The following is a 19,981-nucleotide window of genomic DNA, read 5'->3' on the forward strand; positions in this document are numbered from 1 at the left end:
CTTGAGGGTGTCCTTGCTCGCCCATCAGACGAATTTGAAGTAATCGCCATAGATGCGCATTTCACCGTTGGGCTTGTATCGGAACTCGATCCCCGCGCGGTGCGCGCAGTTATAGACGCTCTTCCAGAGATAATAGCCGGGCGTAATGCGCTGCCACTCGTCCGAAAGGGCAAGATAGGCTTTCTTGCGTTCCTCGAAGTCCGTTGCGGCGTCGAACTTCTTGCCAAGCTCGAGGAATTCGGGTGAAGGATCCCACGTCTTCCAGGTCGCCGTAGAACGTGATGCCGTTGGACCCCAATCGAGCCAGAGCGGCTGGTATGGGTCACCCGGAATGAAGTCCGAACTCATGGACATGTTCATCAGGTGGTACGGTCGGCGATAAACCAGCTCGAAATTGTCCAGAACCTGCGCCTGAACATTGACGCCGATTTCGCGCCATTGCTCGATCATGATCTCGGCAGCGGCCTCATAGTTCGGGTAGAACTGACGGGTGATGTGCCAGATCAGGACCTCACCTTTATATTTCGTCTTGGCCACCAGTGCCTTGGCCGCTTCCACGTCATAGGGCAATTTCACCGGCAGGTTCGGATCATAGAACTTGCCGTATTCGGTGAAGTTGAAAGGCACCGCCGGGTGCTCGGTTGTGCCGTTGAACAGGGCCTGCACGATGGCATTCATGTCGATGGCCTGAACCATCGCATAGCGCAAATTCGGATCGACAAGCGGGTTGTCTTCCGGATCAGGGCGGGTGTTGAAGGCGAGTGCGGGATAGTTGTCGGCCAGCACGCGCTTCAATGTCACGCCGTCATAGCCTTCGAGCGTGGCTTCCTGGTCCGTGGGAATGTTGACGATAAAGTCGAATTCCTTCGATACCAGACCTGCCATGCGGGCAGCAAATTCCGGGACGATCTTCCAGTTGATTTTCTGCACCGGTGGCGGACCGGCCCAATACTCATCGAAGGCCTCCAGCACCATCACTTCGCCAGAGCGGAAAGTCTCAACCTTGTAAGGGCCGGTGCCGATGGGTTTCTGACCAAAGGCATCAACGCCCACTTCCAGGTAATATTTCTTCGGCACGACGAAGCCGATATAGCCGGTCAGCTTGCTGGGGATGTTCGGGTCCGGTTTGACGGTTTCAATCTCGAAGGTGTATTTGCCCGTCGCTTCGACACGTTTGAAGCCAGCCGTGAACGTTTTGCCGCGTGGCTCGAAAGGCTTTTCGCCCCACAGACGCTCCGGCGACAGGGTAAAGACCGCGTCTTCAGCCGTCATTTCGCTGCCATCATGGAATTTTACGCCTTCGCGCAGGGTGAATGTCCAGATGTTTCCGTTCTGCACCCATTTCGTGGCCAGCTTGGGCGCGAAGATCAACCCGTTTTCGTCGTTGATATAATCCCGCTCCACCAATGTATCGTAGAAATTCGGGAAGATGCGACGAGATGTGGTCGAGATACCGTTGATGGGAGCCATGGTGGCCCAAAGGTTATCGACGGCAATATTCAGCGTTGGTCGCTGCTGGGCATGCGCCAACGGTACACGACCTGCCAATGTGACAGCGCCTGCTGCGAGAATGAGACTTCCAACTTCACGCCTGGTAAACATGTTCTACCTTCCTTGGTCGCGTTCTATTTAAGCGTTACGGCCCTGCAGCATCGGATCGAGCCGATCACGCAGCCAATCGCCGACAATGCTCATTGAGAGTGTTACGAGAAAAATCACCGTGCCGGGCACGACCGAAATCCACCAGGCAGTCGAGAGATAATCGCGGCCATCACCGAGGATCTGGCCGAGACTTGTTTGCGGTGCCTGAATGCCCAGACCCAGAAAACTGAGTGAGGTCTCAAGCAGAATGATTTGCGGAAAGGTCAATGTGACCTGGACGATCAACGCACTGGCGACGTTTGGCAACACGTGCCGTAGATATAACCGACCATTTCCCGCGCCCAGCGCGACAATGGCCTTGGCATAGGGCTGATTGACCGCCGAAAGCACGACGCCGCGAGAAAGACGGGCATATTTTTCCCATCCGAAAAGGCCCATCAGAAGGATGAAGAGCACGAGACTGTTGCCGAAGAAGGCCAGCAGCGTCAGCGTGATGAGGATGAACGGCAGGGACGCCTGAAAATCCACCAGCATCATCAGCGCTTCATCCACCCAACCGCGGAAATGCGCAGCAACGAAGCCGATGAGCGAGCCAAAAACGGCACCGATAATGGTGCCTGCAACGGCGACCGACAGCGACATCTGCAACGCGGCGATAACGCGCGCCACCATGTCACGACCGATACGATCCGTTCCGAGCGGAAAATTCGGATTTCCGCCCGTAAGAAATGCTGGTGGCTTCAATCGAGCCAGCAGGTTTTGCTGCGTCACGCCATAGGGTGTGAAAATATTTCCGACGATGGCGACGAATACGGCCAGCACCAGTACGATGATGGCGAAGATGAGAATGGGAGAGCGGCGCTTCATCGTTTTCGTCCTAATTCGAGACGCGAATGCGCGGGTCGAGCAAACCGTAGAGCAAATCGACGATGAGATTGGCCGTGACCATGGTCACCGCCATGACCAGTACAAGTCCCTGCACAACAGCCAGATCGCGAGATGAAACAGCCGTGACAAGCAATCTACCAACGCCCGGCCAGGCAAAAACGGTCTCGACCACGATTGCGCCGCCGATCAACTCACCCAGATTGAGACCGATAATGGTAATAATGGGAATGCCTGCATTCGGTAGCGCATGAAAAACAATACGCTTCCAGTAACTGACACCTTTGGCGGCGGCTGCGCGGATATACAGCTTGTCCAACACTTCCAACATTGCCGAGCGAGTGAAGCGAGCAAGCGTACCGGCAGTAAAGGTTGCAAGTGTCAATGCAGGCATGAGCAGATGCCAGATGGTTCCGGTGCCGGAACTTGGCAGCCATTGCAACGCCAGTGAAAACAGAAGGATAAGCAGGATTCCAAGAAAGAAATTTGGTATGGCAAACCCGAAAACGGCTGTGGCCATGATGAGATTGTCAAACGGGGAGCCGCGCTTGATAGCAGCAACTATGCCCGATGGGATACCAATCAGGATCGCGCCGACATAGGCGAACACACCAAGCATGATCGTCCATGGCACCCGCTCGGCGATGATATCGATGACCTCCCGACCGTCCCGGTAGGAGATTCCGAACTGTCCCGTCGCCATCTGCCCGATATAGCGCAGATATTGCAGCCACAACGCGTCATCGAGACGCCACAGCGCCCGGAACTGCTCTATTTCTTCGGCGGTTGCATCTGCCCCAACCAGAGCCACGACCGGGTCTCCGGATGTTCTCAGCACGACGAATGTGAATGTTACGACGAACCATAGGGTAAGGGCTGTGCGTAGTATTTTTAGCAACCAGAATCGCGTCATGGTGCTCCGTTTTCTGTGACCGATGTTTCAGCTGTTCCCGCCATTCGCGTATTTTTTGGAAAGATAATCACGGGAATACGTTATTATCTATTACAAAATAGCCCTGCCATTGATATCTACAGCATATGAAATACGGCATTGAGTTTCGTCACCTTCATTATTTTACCTGCGTCGCCGAAGAGCTGCATTTCAGCCGGGCAGCGGACAAGCTGGGCATGGCGCAAGCACCTCTCAGCCAGCAAATACGTCAGCTTGAGGATCGCATCGGAACGCGTTTGCTGATCCGCACGACACGAAGCGTGAAGCTGACACCGGCTGGAGAGATATTTCTGAGGCATGCCTTGGAAATTCTAGGCGGCATAGACCGGGCGGTCACGCACACGCGTTCTATTTCTGGCGATAATAGTGGAAAGATTTACGTGAGCGGCGTCCATGTTGCGCTGTCGCATGTCCTGCCGGGCGTGATCGCGGAGTTTCACAAGAAATATCCCGCAGTGCAGGTGGATGTACAATTGCTGGGCACCGCCAGTCAGTTGGAACTGCTGCAAAGCGGCAAGGTTCAGGTGGCTTTCATTCGCCAGACGAATGGTGCCGGTTTCATGAAAACGGAGCATCTGTTCAAAGAAGGTTTTGTCGCAGTTCTGCCCAAGCACCATCGACTTGCAGATCAGAGACATGTCAGCGTCAAGGACTTCGCCGGAGAGCCAATCATAACCTATGCGCCCACAATAGGCGCAAGTTACCACCATGTCATCATGGACGCATTTCGCCGTGCCGGTATCTATCCCATGGTCGTGCAGGAAGTGTCGCACACACTTGCCATCGCAACACTTGTCGCCGCTGGTGTGGGCATCGCCATTGCGCCGTCATGGCTTGCCCACAATCTCAGCCCGCATCTCGTTTATCGGCCACTAGCCGAGATTCCCGACGAAGTGGAACTGGTTGTTGGATGGCAGGTCAATGAGAAATCGAAAGTTGTTTTGGATTTCGTTGAGTTCGCCAGAGCCCACGTAAGGTGAAGGGATCATCGCGTTGCCAGATATGATCGATTTCTGGCCAATCCCATAATTTCTTTCCGGCGACGAACCAACTCCAATCGGCCGAACCATTAAAAAGAAATTCTAACCGGGCGATAGATTTTAGTCGTTGGACCCCTTTCGATACGCTGCATATCGTTCCCCTCAACAACAGAAACCACAAGGCAAAGGGGAATATCGATATGACGTGCATCTCCATGAAAGTCCTTTCTGCTACATTTTTCGCAGCGACAATGTTGTCGGGTGCTTATGCGAGCGCTGCGGAAATTACTGTTATGGGCTACCGCGGCCCATTTGAGGAAAACTACATGAAGTCGGTGATCCAGCCCTTCATGAAGGCCAATCCCGATATCAAGGTGAACTATTACGGCGTGCAAAACGCAGCCACCTCGCTTGGCAATATGCGCGCTCAAAGGGATGCGCCGCAGGTTAACGCCGTTATCTATGACCTTTCAGTGGCCAAGATCGCAAAGGAAGAGGGCTTGGTTGCCGAACTCGATACGAGCAAGACTCCAAACTATGCCGATCTGTTCGATATCGGCAAGGAGCTTGGTGCTGCCGCCATTCCACTGACATATGATACCCTGACGCTGATTTATAACAGCAAAGCTTTCCCAACACCGCCGGTCAGCTGGGAAGCACTGTGGGATAAAAAGCAGGCTGGCAAAGTCGTTCTCCCCGCTCAGGGCGGCGGAGATATTCAGGCAATCGTGCTGACCATCATTGCCAATCGTCTGGCGGGCGAGGAAGACTACAAGAAAACAATCGATCCCGGCGTTGAGAAGCTGGTGGAACTGGCACCGCGTGTTCAAACCTGGGAACCCAAACCGGATGCCTACACGCTGATTGCCAACGGCACGGCCACGGTTTCCATCGGCTGGAACGCTCGCTCACAATTCTATTTCGACCAGACGGAAGGCCGCTTGAATTCCATTGCTCCGGCGGAAGGCACTGCGTCGCAGATCAATGTCATCAGCGCCATCGAAAAGGCATCCGAAGCCGAGGCAACGCAGACCTTCATCAACTACGCGATTGGGCCAGAGGCCCAGGCTGCCTTTGCAAAAGCGATGTTCTACGCGCCCACAAACAAAAAAGCCGAGGTAGACGAGGCGACAGCCAAGCGCATTCCAATGATGGACCCGGCACAACAGGAAAAGCTCATCAAGGTTGATTGGATGACCATCGGCGATATGCGCGACGATCTTCTCCAGCCTTGGCGCCGTAAGATCATTCCAGCAGGACGCTAACGCCTGAAAGCTGGAAGCGTGCTGCTTCTTACCCAAACGAAATCAGCTCGATGACTGCACCGCGTGCCCGCACGTGAGCGTAGGCACGTGCCGAGAATTTCGGCAGCGCGTTTCGCTCCCAAGATGACGACCTCAATCCGCGGATGGTGATGACATGTACACTCAACAAAGACAGCTGGATGATCAGGCCGCCTCGCCTGCCGGTGATCAGACCTTTCTCAAGCTTGAGGGCGTGACCAAACGGTATGGCGTCGACTACATGGCGGTTGATGATCTCGCCATCGATGTTCCCAAAGGCAAGCTTCTCGGACTTCTGGGGCCTTCCGGATGTGGCAAGTCCACGACCCTGCGCATGATCGCTGGCCTGCTGGACATCACCAGAGGCAAAATCTCTATCGATGGCGACGATATTTCCCACGAACCACCACACAAGCGCGATATTGGTCTCGTCTTTCAGAACTACGCCCTGTTTCCACATATGACGGTGGCGCAGAACGTGGCGTTCGGCCTCGAAATGCGCGGCATATCCCGCATCGAGGCGCGGGACCGCGTAGAAGAGGCGTTGGAAATGGTGCGCCTGCCCGGCTATGGCGGGCGTAAACCCAAGGAAATGTCCGGCGGCCAGCAACAGCGTGTGGCACTGGCCCGCGCCCTCGTCATCCGCCCGCGCCTTCTTCTTCTTGATGAACCACTTTCCAATCTCGATGCCAAATTGCGCGACGACATGCGCATCGAAATCCGTGAGATCCAGCAGCGTCTACAAATCACCACCGTGTTCGTGACCCATGACCAGGTGGAGGCGCTGACCATGTGCGATCTCGTCGGCGTCATGCATCGCGGCAAGGTCGCGCAACTCGGCACGCCGGAAGACATTTACGAGCGCCCAGCCGATCTTTTCGTCGCCAATTTCGTTGGCCGCACCAATGTTCTCGACTGCGAAATCGAAGCGCTCGACCGCGTGCGGATCGGTGGTGCCGTCTACCCCTGCAAGACGCAAGGGCTGACATCGGGCAAAGCCAAAGCGGCTATTCGCCCGCATCGGATCAGTCTGACACCAAGTCGCGACCGCAGCCTTGTCAGTATTGCGACCAACTCCACCCACGGCAAGGTCGTGCGTGTGACCTATATCGGTGACGTGGTGCAATATGACATCGACATCGGCGGCAATATTCTGACCACCGAAGTGCATACGGCCAGTGCCGGCCACAGCTTTCAAAGCGGTGAAAAGCTTCTGTGTGAATGGAAGCCGCAAGACATGCAAGTTTTCGGGAGCTGAACCATGGCAACCGTAACCGACACCTTTCCACTCGCTCAAGCGCCAGCGCGCAAACGAACGTTTCCGTTTCTGATCATCGCCCTGCTTTTGCCGATGGCGATCATCAACTTCATCGCCTTCGTGCTGCCCGTTGCCAGACTGGCGATGATATCCTTCATCGAAAGCCGAAGCGGTGGCGTGCTGACGAACAACTACACGCTGGAAAACTACGTCGATTTCTTCACCGACAGTTTCAGCATTGAGCTTATCTCCAACTCCCTGATCCTGGGTTTTGGCGTAACCTGCATTACGCTGTGCTGCGCCTATCCGATCGCGCTTTTCCTGCACCGGGTTTCCCCGAAGTGGCGCAACATGCTGTTCGTTATCACCGTATCACCGTTGCTCGTCAGCAGCGTGGTGCGAACCTATGGCTGGATGGTCATCCTGGGAGACCAGGGCGTCGTCAACGGCATATTGATGTCATCGGGCATCATCGACAGCCCCTTGCGCCTCACCAACAACACGCTGGGTGTCTTTATCGGCATGGTCGAGGTGCTCATTCCCTATATGGCACTGTCGTTGATCGCCGGCTTTGGACGTCTGGAAAATGTCTATGAGGAAGCTGCCGCTTCTCTCGGGGCCAACAGCTGGACCCGCTTTCGCCGTGTCATCCTTCCGCTAACGGCACCCGGCATCGCGCTCGGTTGCCTGCTCTGCTTCGTTCTCTCCATCAGCTCGTTCATCACGCCGAAGCTTCTGGGCGGCGGACGTGTCTTCCTGCTGGCGACCGAAATCTACGATCAGGCGGTCATCCAGCTGGAATGGCCAACCGCCGCGGCGATCTCCGTCATCGTCCTCATCATTTTCGGCATCGCCCTTGCCGTCTACTCCCGCGTCGTCAAGCGCTTCGACTAGGAAGGAAACTGATATGATCGGCCAATTGAGCATTCCATTCCGGCTTCTCGTCGCCAGCATCTATCTTTTTCTGCTGGCTCCCATTCTGATCGTGCTGCCTTTGTCCTTCAGCAATGACAGCTACATTACCTTTCCACCGGAAAGCTGGGGCATCCGCTGGTATGTCGCGATGTTCAGCCACAGCGGTTTCATAAACGCGCTCTGGATCAGCCTCACCATTGCGGTCACCGTGACGGTGCTGGGACTGGCAGCCGGTGTGCCTGCGGCCTTTGCCATCCGCCGCCGGAAATTCATTGGCCGTGAATTTCTATTGAACCTCTTCACAGCGCCCCTGCTTTTGCCGTCCATCGTGCTTGGTCTCGCCATTCTTCTAGTGTTCGTTCAGGCACGGCTGCTCGGCACCTATACCGGTCTGATCATCGCTCATTTGATCATCACGACACCCTATGTGATCCGGATCATGCTGACGGCGTTTTCCACCCTCCCCCCATCCGTGGAGGAAGCGGCCACCATGCTCGGTGCTTCGCCTTTCACAGTCGTGCGCCGCATCACCCTGCCTTTGATGATGCCGGGCTTCATCGCCAGTGCCGCACTCTCCTTTCTTCTTTCCTTTGACGAGGTGGTCATCTCGCTGTTCATCACCGGCCCGCGCCTGCGCACCCTGCCGGTGGAAATCTTCGACTATGTGGAGAGCCAGACCGACCCGATGACCGCCGCCGTTTCGGTCGTTCTCGTGGCCGCCACCCTTGCCATCATCTTCCTCATCGAACGCACGCTCGGCCTTTCCAAGACCGTCGGCAAATAACGACTTTGCAATGGAGACTTCTGACATGGACAATATCGCGCTCTGGATGTCGCAGCCGCATTTCGGCTTTCTGGAAATCGCAAAGACCTGTGGCGTCAAGCAACTGGTGATCGAACTGGAACACGGCACATTCGATCTCGGCACACTCGACCAGTTTCTGGCCTTTTCAAAGTCACTCGGCATCCCGACCCTGACCAAGGTCATCGCGCCAACGACGGAAGCCATTCAGCAGGCGCTCGATTTCGGGTCGGATGGCGTCATCCTTCCCCACATTCTCGGCGTTGATCATGCACGATACGTGACGAAAGCGGCTAAATATCCGCTACTGGGTATCCGCTCCTATGCGGGAGGTCGCGTCTTTGGTTATGCCCGCCCGTCCTCAGATGCCTTCGAGGCTGAGAACAAACGCACCAAATGCTACGTCATGATTGAGACGGCAGAAAGCCTGGCCGACGTCGAAAAGATCATTGCTCTCGATACGGTCGATGGCCTGTTTCCGGGACCATCCGATTTGGCGCTCGCCCGTGGCCGCGGGGCCTATGCCTTCGACGATGCGGACCGTGAAGACCTTTCCCGCATTGCCCGTGCCGCGCGTGATGCTGGCAAGAGATGGATCATGCCTGCCTGGACGCCCGCAGAGCGAAATTTCGCGCTCGAAGAAGGCGTAGAAATGCTGGTTGTCGCTACCCAGACCATGACGCTGCGCGCCGGCATCATGTCCACCATCAATGCACTCAAGCAGGAAAAGATCGTCGCCTGATGGCGATCGACACAACAGGAGGGAAATCCATGAAAATCAGCCTTATCCAGACCAATCCGCAAAAAGACCGCGATGCCAACCTGAAGATCACCCGCGACCTGATGACGGAAGCGCTCAAGACGGACCAGCCGGACCTCATCGTTCTGCCGGAATATTTCGAAGTCTATGGCACGACGACAGAAGAAAAGCTTGCCCTTGCCGAGCCAGCCGGGGGAGCGGCTTATACTATGGCGCAGGACTTCGCCCGCGAGAACAAAGTTTTCGTCCATGCTGGTACCATCATGGAAAAGGTCGAGGGTGAAAACCGTATCTACAACACGAGCTTCGTGTTCGACCGCGAGGGCACCGAAGTCGCTGCTTACCGTAAGATTCACATGTTCGACATCGTCGCGCCAGATGGCACAGCCTACAAGGAATCGGCAACCGTCAAGCCGGGCGAAGACATCGTCACCTATGAGATCGACGGCATGAAAGTGGGTTGCGCAATCTGCTACGACATCCGCTTTTTCGAACTCTTCCTCCAGCTGGAAAAAGCAGGCTGCGACATCATCGTGCTGCCTGCCGCCTTCACCTTGCAAACGGGCAAGGACCATTGGGAAGTTCTGGCCCGTGCGCGCGCCATCGAAACACAAACCTATTTTGTTGCTTGCGGCCAGACCGGCAGCGTCACCGTCAATGGTGAAAAGCGGGCCTGCTACGGCCACTCACTTGTCTGCGATCCATGGGGCCATACGATTGCCCGCGCTTCTGATCCGGTTGGTTACGTCACCGCGCGAATTGATGAAAAGGAAATCAAGCGCGTACGCAATCTCATCCCCATGACACAGCACCGCCGTCTGGCCTGTGCGTAAGGAGGTTCGATCATGTACGTCATCAAGGACATGCCAGAGCAGGTTCGCCAAGAAGACCTCGATCTTCTGAGCGGTGTGGAAACGGCAACCGTGGGCCATTGGCGTCTGCTCGGCTTTATGGACCGTCAGATTCAGCCGCTTCTTCCCGGTCGTCGCGTGGTGGGCACGGCAGTGACACTGGCCATCGCCGGACCGGATTCCACGCTGTTGCACCACGCCACCGGCCAGTTGCGACCGGGGGACATTCTGGTCGTAGATCGCCTGGGCGACGACAAATATGCCTGCTGGGGCGGCGGCGTGACCGTTGCAGCCAAGGCTGCAGGCGCGGTTGCCGGGATCGTGGACGGTCCCTGCACTGACCTCACCGAAATTCAGGATTCCGATTTCCCAATGTGGTCGCGTGGGCTCTCGCCGATCACGACGCGGCTCTACGATCTCGGTGGCGGATTCAACATCCCGGTCAGCTGCGGCGGTGCCGTCGTGATGCCGGGAGACGCGATCCTTGCCGATGAAAGTGGCGTGCTGGTCATCCCGCGCGATGAGGTACGCGCTGTATCGGAGGAGGCGTTGAAACGCCAGGAAACCGGAAAGAAACGTGAGGCCAGCGTACGCGACAAGGTGCAGAAGCTCGGTGACATGACGGGTGCCAGCGCCAAGGTTCTGGCAAAGCTTGCCTGATCGATATCAGTGATGCGGCCCCGGGCTTCGTTCGGGCCGCATTGTCGATACGATTTCACAAACTCTACCGACCCGATGTTGTCATATCGCCGTTGCGGTGTAACGTGGTGACCGGGAACATAGTCTGTAAAAAACAGCAGCTTGCGACAATTTTAGCGCGACTTCGCGCGATTTTGTCGAAAAACGGTGGGGCGCTTTTACGCAATGAATATTCGTTTTCTGGAGACAGTCGTCTGGCTTGCCGAACTGAGAAGTTTTCGCGTTACTGCCGACCGCATGAACATCACACCAGCCGCCATTTCCAATCGTATTTCGGCGATGGAACAGGAACTCGGCATTCGGCTTTTCGAGCGCGATACGCGGGATGTGCATCTGACGCGTGAGGGACGCGCTTTTGTCTCCGGTGCGCGGGACATCATTACCCGATACAATCGTCTGGTCGCCGACGTCGCCCCACCGGAAACACTCGAAGGCACCATTCGCATCGGGCTCGTTCCGTCGATGGCGCTGGCCATCCTTCCCGGCATCATGGAAACGCTGCGGCAGCGTTTCCCCCGCGTCCGTGTGGCCGTCACAACGGATGCATCACTGACGATCCTTTCCAAGTTGGAGAAACGCGAACTCGACATCATTCTCGGTTTCCATGGCACGCAGGTGGAAAAGTACCGGATCGTTGATCTGTGTACGCTCGGCATGTTCTGGATTGCCAACAGCGCATTTCCTGCGGATGAAGACAATATGAGCCGGGCCGATCTGATGATGCACCCGATCATATCCTACGAAGTCGGGACGCAGGCCTATAAGCGCATGGTAGACTATCTGCCCACCAATTCTTTCGGCCAGGGCGTGGTGCACTATTCCAATTCGCTCGCCACGACGATCAGCATGGTCGCCGCTGGAATCGGGATTTCGGTTCTGCCGCCCATCGTCATTCAGAACGAATTGCGGCTCGGTACCCTCAAGGTGCTGAACGTCCGCCAACCTTTTCCCGCAACCGATTACTTCGCCGTCTATCTTGAAAACCCCTCCTCTCGCTTGTCTCCTCTCATCGCATCGATTGCATCCGAGGTGGCCGCAGAGTTCTGCTCTCTGTATGACAACGCACTCGCCGTTCACATCTGATCCAAAAGCCAGAGCCGCAGCAGCGCATGGTGGAACCGTATCCCGCTGACGGGCTTTACCATGCAGCATCATCAGAGGAGTTTCAGATGGCTTTCATAGACGCAAAAGATGGCACGACGCTGCACGTAAAGGACATGGGAACAGGACGTCCGGTCATTCTCATCCATGGCTGGCCTTTGACAGGCGATATGTTCGAGTATCAGACAGTGGCACTTCTTGAGGCAGGTTTTCGCGTGATCACCTACGACCGTCGCGGATTTGGTCAGTCCGGCCATCCCGCTGACGGATACAATTACGATACATTCGCCGACGACCTTGCCAGCGTGATTGAAAGCCTCGATCTACGGAATGTATCTTTGGTTGGGTTCTCCATGGGCGGTGGTGAGATCGCCCGCTATCTTTCGCGCCACGGTGCCGACAGGATTTCCAAGGCGGTTCTCGTCGCATCGGTTGCTCCTTACCTTCTCAAGGACGACAGCAATCCTGATGGCGTCGACGCAAGTGTGTTCGAGGGCATGAAAGACGACATTCGCAAGGATCGCTTTGCATTCCTTCAGAGCTTTGCCAAGACATTCTACGGTGTCGGTCTTGTCAGCAGCCCGGTTAGCCAGGGTGTTCTGGACTGGTCATTCGTTCTCGGCGTGATGGCAAGCCCAAAAGCGACGATCGATTGTGTCGACGCATTCGGCAAGACCGATTTCAGGCCTGATCTCGACGCGTTCACGATCCCAACTCTGGTTATCCATGGGACAGCCGACAAGACCGTGCCGATTGATCCATCGGGTCGTGCTGCCGCCAAGGGTATTCCCGGTGCCCAGCTCATCGAATATGACGGCGAACCGCATGGCCTGTTTGCTACAGTTCCAGATCGCCTGAACAGAGATTTGATCGCGTTTCTGGGATAAAACAACGTCCAATGCCTCTCGTCTCGCGTCCTGTGCGAGGCGAGACCGGCATCACAAAACACTGAGCTCAGCGAAGTTCTATCGCGTTGATCAGTCGGCTTATATAGCCCGCAAATATATTCACCATATCAATCTCCTCGGGCGATCTGAGCCAGAGCATCTGAAGCCCGTCCATCATCCCTATAAGTTCTGCCGCAACAGATGACGGATCGATATCGGGTTTGATCTCACCTTCGGCCATGCCCTTTTGCAGAGAAAAGACGAGGTTGTCTGTAAGGTGTTTCACGCGTAGCGCGAACCATGTGCTTGCAGGGTGGTCTGCGGTCAGGCTTTCTGCATTGAGCACCGCAAATGCCTGGACGACATTCGGAATATCTTGGTTCGACCTGGCAACATCTATCAGGCCGACAAGCACCTTGCGCCAATCCTCGTATTTTGCTCCCACAGCCGAAGCGCTCTCAATGTCTCGCTTTTCCAGAATGGCGAGAAGCAGATCGACCTTTGTCGGGAAGTAGTGAAGAAGCCCCGGCAAGGACAGGCCGACATCGGAGGCTATGGATGCGAAGGATGCGCTTTGGTAGCCATCCCGAGCGAAATGCTGCATCGCCGCCGCAAGAATGGCTTCCCTGCGAATCGCACCTTTTGGGGACTTTCGCTTTTTGGCAGGCGTTGCATCCAACACGCCCTCCGCTTTTGGTTCACCAATCATATTCACTCCCACATCCGAAGGAATGCTTTACCCTGAATTTTCACGCGAGTAACCGGGCAAAGGCCATTCATTTGAGCCACTGCACTCTCGACTCTGCACAGAAAAAAGTTGACTTGCAACGATAACCGAGTAGTCGGTAGGTTTAACGCGGAGTTCGGTGGAGGACGACGTTGTTTTCGAATGTATTGCGGTGGAGGTTTTCAAAAATGAGTATTGCAACCCCGAATATTGTCGCTCCGCCTTCAGGAGCGGGCACTCAGCGCTCAGTCGGTTTGCCCTTTATTCTCACTTACGGACTTGCCAGTGTCGGCTTCTTTACGGCCGTCATGACGCCCGTCGCCATGACGCTGGCCATTCGGGTCAACACGCTCGATCCGGCAGGCAAAGGCGCAAGCCTCGGAGCCATTCTTGGTCTCGGCGCGCTTTTTGCGCTGCTGGCTAACCCCATATTTGGCCAGCTTTCCGATCGCACGCGCTCTCGCTTCGGTCGGCGCAAACCCTGGCTGGTGGGTGGCGTCATATTGGGTAGTATTGCCCAGATTTTCATGGCCTATACGTCCAGCTTGGTGGTCATCGGTATTGCCTGGTGTGTGATCCAGACAGCCTATAACGCCATGCTGGCAGCACTTGTAGCAACCGTGCCGGACCAAGTGCCGGAACATCAGCGCGGTCTGGTGTCGGCCCTTGCGGGCATGTCGATCTACATCGCCCTTTTGATCGGCAGCGGCATTCTGGCACTGACCGGAACTGCCAGCAACGCGATGTTTTTGGTACCTACAGCAATTGGTCTTGTGTCGGTTCTCGTCTTCGTTCTGGTGATTGAAGATCGCCCATTGACTGAGGCACCTCAGCAATCCGCGCCAGGACTGTCTGAACTGCTGGGCAGCTTTTGGGTCAACCCCATCAAGCACCCGGATTTCGGCTATGCCTGGCTCAGCCGCTTTCTGGTGTTCTTCGGCTTTGCGGTGCTGACATCCTATCAGGTCTACTACCTGATGGACCACTTGAAGATAGCGGAAGCCGATATCGGCGATATCATGTTCATTTCAACGCTGATCACCGCAATCTGCGTCGTCGGCTCATCTTTCGTGTCCGGTTACATGTCGGACCGCATCGGCCGCCGCAAGGCCTTCGTGCTGATCGCAGCCATGACCTATGCGTTGGGTATCGTGGTCATCGTTTTCGCAACAGACCTCACCAGCTTCTATAGCGGCATCGCGGTTACCTCTATCGGCTTCGGCGTCTACATGGCGGTCGATCAGGCACTGGTCGTGGATATCTTGCCGGACCGGGAAACCCATGCGGCCAGAAACCTAGGCGTTCTCAACATCGCCAATGCCGTGCCGCAATCCATCGCGCCGGCTGTCGCGCCATTTCTTCTCGCCATCGGCAATGCAGGAGGCCAGAATTATGGCGTCCTCTATGCTGCTGCGGCCATCAGTGCCTTTCTCGGTGCGCTGGCCATCGCCCCCGTGCGCGGGGTTCGCTGACATAGCTAAGACGCGCCACTCGATTTTGGGTGCGTCTCATTTTTCAATCGCATGAGAGATATTGGAGGCTCGTATGATCGAGAATATCCTGAACCAAATGACGCTTGAAGAGCAGGTTTCGCTGCTTGCCGGTGCCGATTTCTGGACCACCGTGCCCGTTGAGCGTCTTGGCGTTCCCAAAATCAAGGTTACGGATGGCCCCAATGGTGCCCGTGGTGCCGGATCACTCGTGGCTGGTGTCAAAGCGGCCTGCTTTCCAGTCGCAATCGCGCTCGGCGCAACGTGGAACCCGGCGCTCGTGGAGCGCATGGGTGTTGCATTGGCAGGTCAGGCGAAAAGCAAGGGTGCGTCAGTTCTGTTGGCACCAACCGTCAACATTCACCGCTCAGGCCTCAATGGTCGTAATTTCGAATGCTATTCCGAAGACCCGTTGCTGACGGCTGCTTTGGCCGTTGCCTATATTCAGGGCGTGCAGAGCAAGGGTGTCGCGGCTACGATCAAGCATTTCGTCGGCAATGAATCCGAAATCGAACGTCAAACCATGTCATCGGATATCGATGAGCGCAGCCTGCGCGAACTCTACCTGCTGCCGTTCGAGCAGGCGGTGAAGAAGGCTGGCGTGATGGCCGTCATGTCATCCTATAACCGCCTCAACGGCACCTATACCAGCGAACATGAGTGGCTGCTGACGCAGGTGCTGCGCAAGGAATGGGGCTTCGACGGCATCGTCATGTCCGACTGGTTCGGCTCGCATTCCACGGCAGCTACCGTCAATGCCGGTCTCGACCTTGAAATGCCAGGCCCAAGCCGCGACCGTGGCGAGAAGCTGGTCGAGGCTGTTCGCAACTGCGAGGTGAAAGCGGAGACCGTGCGTGAGGCGGTACGCCGTATTCTGACGCTTCTTGAACGTGTCGGCGCTTTCGAAACGGTACCTGATCTCACCGAAAGTTCTCTCGACATTCCTGAAGACCGCGCGCTCATACGCCAGATCGGTGCCGAAGGTGCCGTTCTTCTGAAAAATGAGGGTATTCTGCCGCTGGCCAAAACCTCCCTCGACAGTATCGCGGTTGTCGGCCCCAATGCTGCCGAAGCCCGCGTCATGGGTGGCGGCAGCGCCCAGATTGCCGCGCATTACACCGTCAGCCCTCTTCAGGGTATCCGTGCAGCGCTCTCCAATGCCAATAGCGTTCATCACGCTACCGGATGCACGAACAACCGCCTGATCGAGGTTTTCTCAAGCGAGATGCATGTCGATTACTTCAAGGGCAGACAGTGGGAAGGCGCGCCGGTTCATACCGAAACAGCGACCAAGGGTGAATTCTTTTGGTTCGACCTGCCCTCGGCGGAACTTGATCCGGCAGACTTCTCGGCCCGCATCACCGCGCGCTATGTACCTTCCGATAGCGGCGAACATGTCTTCGGCATGACCAATGCCGGCCTTGCCAAGCTCTATGTCGATGGCAAGCTGGTGGTGAACGGCTACGATGGCTGGACGCCAGGCGACAACTACTTCGGCACCGCCAACAGCGAACAGCGACAGGCCTTGGAACTAGAAGCGGGACGCAGCTACACGCTGACCATCGAATATTGCGCACCAGAGGCGACCGCTGACGGCATTCATCTGACTGCCATTCGCTTTGGCGTCGAAAAGCCACTGGGCGATGCCGCCATTGAAGAGGCCGTTGCCAAGGCCGCCGCCTGCGATGTGGCACTCGTCTTTGTTGGCCGCGAAGGTCAGTGGGATACCGAAGGTCTCGATTTGCCTGACATGCGCCTTCCCGGTCGCCAGGAAGAGCTGATCGAGAAGGTTGCTGCCGCTAACGCCAATACTGTCGTGGTGCTTCAAACGGGTGGTCCCGTAGAGATGCCATGGCTGAACAAGGTCAAGGCAGTCTTGCAAATGTGGTATCCCGGTCAGGAACTCGGCAACGCCGTCGCAGATGTTCTCTTCGGCGACGCGGAACCCGGCGGCCGTCTTCCGCAGACCTTCCCGAAATCTCTCTCGGACAATTCCGCCATCACCGATAACCCGCTGGTTTATCCCGGGCAGGATGGTCACGTGCGCTATGATGAGGGCGTTTTCGTCGGTTATCGTCACCACGATACGCACGGCGTAGAGCCTTTGTTTCCCTTCGGCTTCGGCCTTGGTTATACCCAATTCACCTGGGGCGAAGCCAAGGCCTCGTCTGCCATTATGGGCGAGGACGGTATCACCGTCACGGTGGATGTGACCAATACCGGGGCGCGCAACGGCTCAGAGATCGTGCAGCTTTATGTACGTTCGCTGAACTCTTCGGTTTCGCGGCCTGAAAAGGAACTGCGGGCTTTTGCCAAACTTGAGCTGGCAGCCGGCGAAACAGCAACCGCGACGCTGAAAGTGACATCGCGCGATCTCAGCTTCTTCGATGTCGAGGCAAAGGCCTTCCGTTCGGATGTCGGAGGTTATGAGCTACTGATCGCCGCAAATGCCGCTGATATTCGCAGCCGTATTGCAATCGAAAATCCAACGCTATGGCTCGGTCATATCAGTGATCCCTCCATCTGAGAGGGATGATCGGCACCCTAACTAGTAATGCGAAAGCCGGGATAACCCTTGTAAAAGGGTTATCCCGGCTGGGTCGTGTTGTGGGACAGTAGCCCAGACTTATCGACGGTAAACTGCAGCCGCGAGTTGGTCTGCAAGTTCGTTGCCAATGTTTCCCTGATGGCCTTTGCACCAAGCTATGGTTAGAAGCTTATTTTCCAAAAGCTGGCGATCGAGTAATTTCCATAAATCCTGATCTGGAATACCCCGGTTTCGCGCTCTCGGGTTAGAATTGTATCGTCGCCAACCGTTGTTTTTCCAGATTGGTAGCCAATAGTTGCTACCTTCTACGACATATGCAGAATCCGACCAGATGGTTATTGCGTATGACTTTGCTTGATCGCTCGCCCATTTCGCGGCCTAAAGCGCTGCGACCAGTTCAAGGGCGTTATTGGTAGCACCATCAAAGCGACCCGATCCCGTTGCGAGCGTCTCTTCAGCGCTCATGACAACGAAAGCCCAGCCGCCCTTTCCTGATCCGGCATCGTAGGATCCATCGACGTAAATATCCATACGTCCAGGCTCTGGGTTCAGAGCCTGCTGACGTGCTTCGTCAAGATCGGGGATTTCAGTGGCCAGGTTCACGACTCTTAAATTCATTTAAAGTTATTTAAGGCAACGATGCTAGATATCTCACGAGCACTCATGGAGCCATCGGCTATGCTCGCATTTATCGACCATTATGTAAAAAAGGCATGTTCGACAAACCGCTTCGAGACCCGTCGCGACGTCCTGTCCTTTGCGCTGTCTATCACCATCTGCGTTACGATTGCGGCGGATGTCCTTAATGTGGTGGCGCATTACAGCCTGGATGGGCTGGGATGGCTGCCATATGATGTCGTTCCGGCAGCAACTGTCGGCGTGATCATCTCCACCCTAGTAGCGTCCAGCCTGACATTTTCCATCACTTACGTTGTAGGACTTGCTATCCATCATCTGACGATATCGAGAGCAACGTTCGAACGTTTAAGCCGCACGGACATGCTGTCGGGCCTCCTCAACCGGAGAGCTTTCCTTGAGGAAGCGATGCGCGCGCCTGCAAACTCGTCATTGATTTTGTTCGACATCGATAAGTTCAAATCGATCAACGATCAGTACGGCCATGACATCGGCGATCAGGCAATCATCGCTGTTGCGACCAACCTTTCGGAAATTTTTGCGCACTGCAAAGCCGTTGCTCGCATCGGCGGAGAGGAGTTTGCGGTATTGGTCTCGGCGCTGACCCCCACGGAGCGGTTTGCTTTGGCCCAACGTTGCCGGGAACTCATTGCCGCCCAATCATTTGAGGCAGGATCATCGCGTTTTCACGTTACGATTTCCGGTGGTGTGGCAGATCAGGAAGATCATCCCACGTTCGAGGCTCTTTACACGGCGTGCGATAAGGCACTCTATCTTGCCAAGGCGTCTGGCAGAAATCGCGTCGTGCACAGCAGGGACATCCAGTCTCTGGAACGACCTGAAGCACACAAGGCGCGCGTTCCCGTGAAAAGAAGGTCCATTCAGAAATAAAAGGGTGCCCTTCCGTTTGCTGCCTAAAGATGGGATATCGGTGATATCAAGTGATCGAGGCAGGCAACATGAGTACGAAATTCCCTCAAATCTTCCTAGTTCGTCACGGAGAGACCGAGTGGTCACTTTTAGGGCGGCATACCGGCCGCAGCGACATAGCTCTTACGGAAAACGGAGAGGGTGCTGCGAGGCTTGTGGAAGGTCGAATACCTCAAATTCATTTCGACGCGGTTTTTTCAAGCCCATCTCAACGCGCAAGAAGAACCTGCGAATTGGCCGGTTTTGGCTCCAAAGTCAAGATAGACGATAATCTCGCTGAGTGGGACTATGGCCGCTATGAAGGCATCACCACTAAAGACATCCAAACCCATAGTCCAGGCTGGAACGTCTTTCGAGACGGTTGCCCTGATGGAGAGAGCGTCTCGGATGTCGCCGCCCGTGCCGATGTCGTGATAAAGAAGATCAGAGCAGTCGATGGGAATGTCCTGATTTTTTCGAGCTCACACTTCCTGCGGGTTCTAGGGGCTCGATGGCTTGGACTGGGAGCCGAAGCAGGCTCGTTTTTTATTCTGGACACGACCAGCATCAGTATTCTCGGCTATGAACACAATATGCAAGAACCGGTGGTTCGAAGCTGGAACCAGACATAGTCTCGTCTGAAACCTGATCTAGCTTTCACACCAGACCCTATGATTGCCCTTGCGAATGTTGGAG

At 55.7% G+C, this 19,981-nt stretch carries 20 protein-coding genes; 14 read left to right on the forward strand and 6 right to left on the reverse strand.

From position 1 onward, the window contains the following. Nucleotides 1-24: 24 nt before the first annotated feature. From DSM25558_RS10040 to DSM25558_RS10050, 3 genes are read right to left on the reverse strand one after another with little or no spacing between them, the layout of a single operon-like run. Nucleotides 25-1,602, reverse strand: coding sequence for an ABC transporter substrate-binding protein (locus DSM25558_RS10040; protein ID WP_077104309.1), 1,578 nt, complete (start codon nt 1,600-1,602; stop codon nt 25-27). Between the two features lie 27 nt (nt 1,603-1,629). Then, nucleotides 1,630-2,469, reverse strand: a complete 840-nt coding sequence (locus tag DSM25558_RS10045) for an ABC transporter permease (protein ID WP_077104311.1) — start codon at nt 2,467-2,469, stop codon at nt 1,630-1,632. Nucleotides 2,470-2,479: 10 nt separating this feature from the next. Beyond that, a complete protein-coding gene (locus DSM25558_RS10050; RefSeq protein ID WP_077104312.1) occupies nt 2,480-3,400 on the reverse strand; it encodes an ABC transporter permease in 921 nt (306 codons plus the stop codon). 125 nt (nt 3,401-3,525) lie between these two features. Here DSM25558_RS10050 and DSM25558_RS10055 point away from each other — a divergent pair, with 125 nt between their 5' ends. The 10 genes from DSM25558_RS10055 (at nt 3,526) to DSM25558_RS10100 (ending at nt 12,975) form a co-directional block, all read left to right on the forward strand. Then, a complete protein-coding gene (locus DSM25558_RS10055) occupies nt 3,526-4,419 on the forward strand; it encodes a LysR family transcriptional regulator (RefSeq protein WP_077104314.1) in 894 nt (297 codons plus the stop codon). Nucleotides 4,420-4,745: 326 nt separating this feature from the next. Next, on the forward strand, nt 4,746-5,684 hold the full coding sequence (locus DSM25558_RS10060; protein ID WP_244554151.1) for an extracellular solute-binding protein: 939 nt from the start codon (nt 4,746-4,748) through the stop codon (nt 5,682-5,684). 154 nt (nt 5,685-5,838) lie between these two features. Then, nucleotides 5,839-6,960, forward strand: a complete 1,122-nt coding sequence (locus DSM25558_RS10065; RefSeq protein WP_077104318.1) for an ABC transporter ATP-binding protein — start codon at nt 5,839-5,841, stop codon at nt 6,958-6,960. 3 nt (nt 6,961-6,963) lie between these two features. Continuing rightward, nucleotides 6,964-7,854 (forward strand): ABC transporter permease, encoded by an 891-nt coding sequence (locus DSM25558_RS10070; RefSeq protein ID WP_077104320.1) that lies wholly within the window; start codon nt 6,964-6,966, stop codon nt 7,852-7,854. Nucleotides 7,855-7,867: 13 nt separating this feature from the next. Continuing rightward, nucleotides 7,868-8,659 (forward strand): ABC transporter permease, encoded by a 792-nt coding sequence (locus DSM25558_RS10075; RefSeq protein ID WP_077104322.1) that lies wholly within the window; start codon nt 7,868-7,870, stop codon nt 8,657-8,659. A 25-nt stretch (nt 8,660-8,684) separates the two neighbouring features. Next, nucleotides 8,685-9,419, forward strand: coding sequence for an HpcH/HpaI aldolase family protein (locus DSM25558_RS10080; protein ID WP_077104325.1), 735 nt, complete (start codon nt 8,685-8,687; stop codon nt 9,417-9,419). Nucleotides 9,420-9,448: 29 nt separating this feature from the next. Next, nucleotides 9,449-10,270 carry a carbon-nitrogen hydrolase family protein gene (locus DSM25558_RS10085; protein WP_077104518.1) on the forward strand — a complete coding sequence of 274 codons (822 nt, stop codon included), beginning with the start codon at nt 9,449-9,451 and terminating at the stop codon, nt 10,268-10,270. Between the two features lie 12 nt (nt 10,271-10,282). Then, complete coding sequence (locus tag DSM25558_RS10090) at nt 10,283-10,948, forward strand: RraA family protein (RefSeq protein WP_077104327.1); 666 nt, start codon at nt 10,283-10,285, stop codon at nt 10,946-10,948. 204 nt (nt 10,949-11,152) lie between these two features. Continuing rightward, on the forward strand, nt 11,153-12,070 hold the full coding sequence (locus DSM25558_RS10095; RefSeq protein WP_077104329.1) for a LysR family transcriptional regulator: 918 nt from the start codon (nt 11,153-11,155) through the stop codon (nt 12,068-12,070). 86 nt (nt 12,071-12,156) lie between these two features. After that, a complete protein-coding gene (locus DSM25558_RS10100) occupies nt 12,157-12,975 on the forward strand; it encodes an alpha/beta fold hydrolase (protein ID WP_077104331.1) in 819 nt (272 codons plus the stop codon). 67 nt (nt 12,976-13,042) lie between these two features. Here the strand turns inward: DSM25558_RS10100 and DSM25558_RS10105 are convergent, their stop codons facing one another. Continuing rightward, nucleotides 13,043-13,684, reverse strand: coding sequence for a TetR/AcrR family transcriptional regulator (locus tag DSM25558_RS10105; protein ID WP_077104333.1), 642 nt, complete (start codon nt 13,682-13,684; stop codon nt 13,043-13,045). Nucleotides 13,685-13,890: 206 nt separating this feature from the next. Between DSM25558_RS10105 and DSM25558_RS10110 the strand changes: the two genes are divergently transcribed. Beyond that, nucleotides 13,891-15,174: an MFS transporter gene (locus tag DSM25558_RS10110; RefSeq protein WP_077104335.1), complete on the forward strand. Its 1,284-nt coding sequence runs from the start codon at nt 13,891-13,893 to the stop codon at nt 15,172-15,174. Nucleotides 15,175-15,247: 73 nt separating this feature from the next. Next, nucleotides 15,248-17,719, forward strand: a complete 2,472-nt coding sequence (locus tag DSM25558_RS10115; protein WP_077104337.1) for a glycoside hydrolase family 3 C-terminal domain-containing protein — start codon at nt 15,248-15,250, stop codon at nt 17,717-17,719. A 99-nt stretch (nt 17,720-17,818) separates the two neighbouring features. On the opposite strand, the gene DSM25558_RS29245 is transcribed toward DSM25558_RS10115, so the two are convergent. Beyond that, entirely contained in the window at nt 17,819-18,079 is a 261-nt protein-coding gene (locus DSM25558_RS29245; RefSeq protein WP_256387060.1) for an RNase H family protein, read from the reverse strand. Nucleotides 18,080-18,118: 39 nt separating this feature from the next. Continuing rightward, nucleotides 18,119-18,343, reverse strand: coding sequence for an RNase H family protein (locus DSM25558_RS29250; protein WP_244554152.1), 225 nt, complete (start codon nt 18,341-18,343; stop codon nt 18,119-18,121). Nucleotides 18,344-18,418: 75 nt separating this feature from the next. Between DSM25558_RS29250 and DSM25558_RS10125 the strand changes: the two genes are divergently transcribed. Both DSM25558_RS10125 and DSM25558_RS10130 read left to right on the forward strand, forming a co-directional pair. Beyond that, a complete protein-coding gene (locus DSM25558_RS10125; RefSeq protein WP_077104339.1) occupies nt 18,419-19,267 on the forward strand; it encodes a GGDEF domain-containing protein in 849 nt (282 codons plus the stop codon). Between the two features lie 68 nt (nt 19,268-19,335). After that, the gene (locus DSM25558_RS10130) at nt 19,336-19,917 is read left to right on the forward strand and encodes a histidine phosphatase family protein (protein WP_077104341.1); all 582 of its coding nucleotides are present in this window, start codon (nt 19,336-19,338) and stop codon (nt 19,915-19,917) included. The last annotated feature ends 64 nt before the right edge of the window (nt 19,918-19,981 follow it).

It is taken from the genome of Agrobacterium sp. DSM 25558 (assembly GCF_900100825.1).
GTDB lineage: Bacteria > Pseudomonadota > Alphaproteobacteria > Rhizobiales > Rhizobiaceae > Agrobacterium.

Bases quoted from the DNA above. Each gene is read 5' to 3' on its own strand.
- DSM25558_RS10040 (WP_077104309.1), bottom strand. From the start codon at position 1,602: ATGTTTACCAGGCGTGAAGTTGGAAGTCTCATTCTCGCAGCAGGCGCT.
- DSM25558_RS10045 (WP_077104311.1), bottom strand. From the start codon at position 2,469: ATGAAGCGCCGCTCTCCCATTCTCATCTTCGCCATCATCGTACTGGTG.
- DSM25558_RS10050 (WP_077104312.1), bottom strand. From the start codon at position 3,400: ATGACGCGATTCTGGTTGCTAAAAATACTACGCACAGCCCTTACCCTA.
- DSM25558_RS10055 (WP_077104314.1), top strand. From the start codon at position 3,526: ATGAAATACGGCATTGAGTTTCGTCACCTTCATTATTTTACCTGCGTC.
- DSM25558_RS10060 (WP_244554151.1), top strand. From the start codon at position 4,746: ATGAAGTCGGTGATCCAGCCCTTCATGAAGGCCAATCCCGATATCAAG.
- DSM25558_RS10065 (WP_077104318.1), top strand. From the start codon at position 5,839: ATGTACACTCAACAAAGACAGCTGGATGATCAGGCCGCCTCGCCTGCC.
- DSM25558_RS10070 (WP_077104320.1), top strand. From the start codon at position 6,964: ATGGCAACCGTAACCGACACCTTTCCACTCGCTCAAGCGCCAGCGCGC.
- DSM25558_RS10075 (WP_077104322.1), top strand. From the start codon at position 7,868: ATGATCGGCCAATTGAGCATTCCATTCCGGCTTCTCGTCGCCAGCATC.
- DSM25558_RS10080 (WP_077104325.1), top strand. From the start codon at position 8,685: ATGGACAATATCGCGCTCTGGATGTCGCAGCCGCATTTCGGCTTTCTG.
- DSM25558_RS10085 (WP_077104518.1), top strand. From the start codon at position 9,449: ATGAAAATCAGCCTTATCCAGACCAATCCGCAAAAAGACCGCGATGCC.
- DSM25558_RS10090 (WP_077104327.1), top strand. From the start codon at position 10,283: ATGTACGTCATCAAGGACATGCCAGAGCAGGTTCGCCAAGAAGACCTC.
- DSM25558_RS10095 (WP_077104329.1), top strand. From the start codon at position 11,153: ATGAATATTCGTTTTCTGGAGACAGTCGTCTGGCTTGCCGAACTGAGA.
- DSM25558_RS10100 (WP_077104331.1), top strand. From the start codon at position 12,157: ATGGCTTTCATAGACGCAAAAGATGGCACGACGCTGCACGTAAAGGAC.
- DSM25558_RS10105 (WP_077104333.1), bottom strand. From the start codon at position 13,684: ATGATTGGTGAACCAAAAGCGGAGGGCGTGTTGGATGCAACGCCTGCC.
- DSM25558_RS10110 (WP_077104335.1), top strand. From the start codon at position 13,891: ATGAGTATTGCAACCCCGAATATTGTCGCTCCGCCTTCAGGAGCGGGC.
- DSM25558_RS10115 (WP_077104337.1), top strand. From the start codon at position 15,248: ATGATCGAGAATATCCTGAACCAAATGACGCTTGAAGAGCAGGTTTCG.
- DSM25558_RS10125 (WP_077104339.1), top strand. From the start codon at position 18,419: ATGCTCGCATTTATCGACCATTATGTAAAAAAGGCATGTTCGACAAAC.
- DSM25558_RS10130 (WP_077104341.1), top strand. From the start codon at position 19,336: ATGAGTACGAAATTCCCTCAAATCTTCCTAGTTCGTCACGGAGAGACC.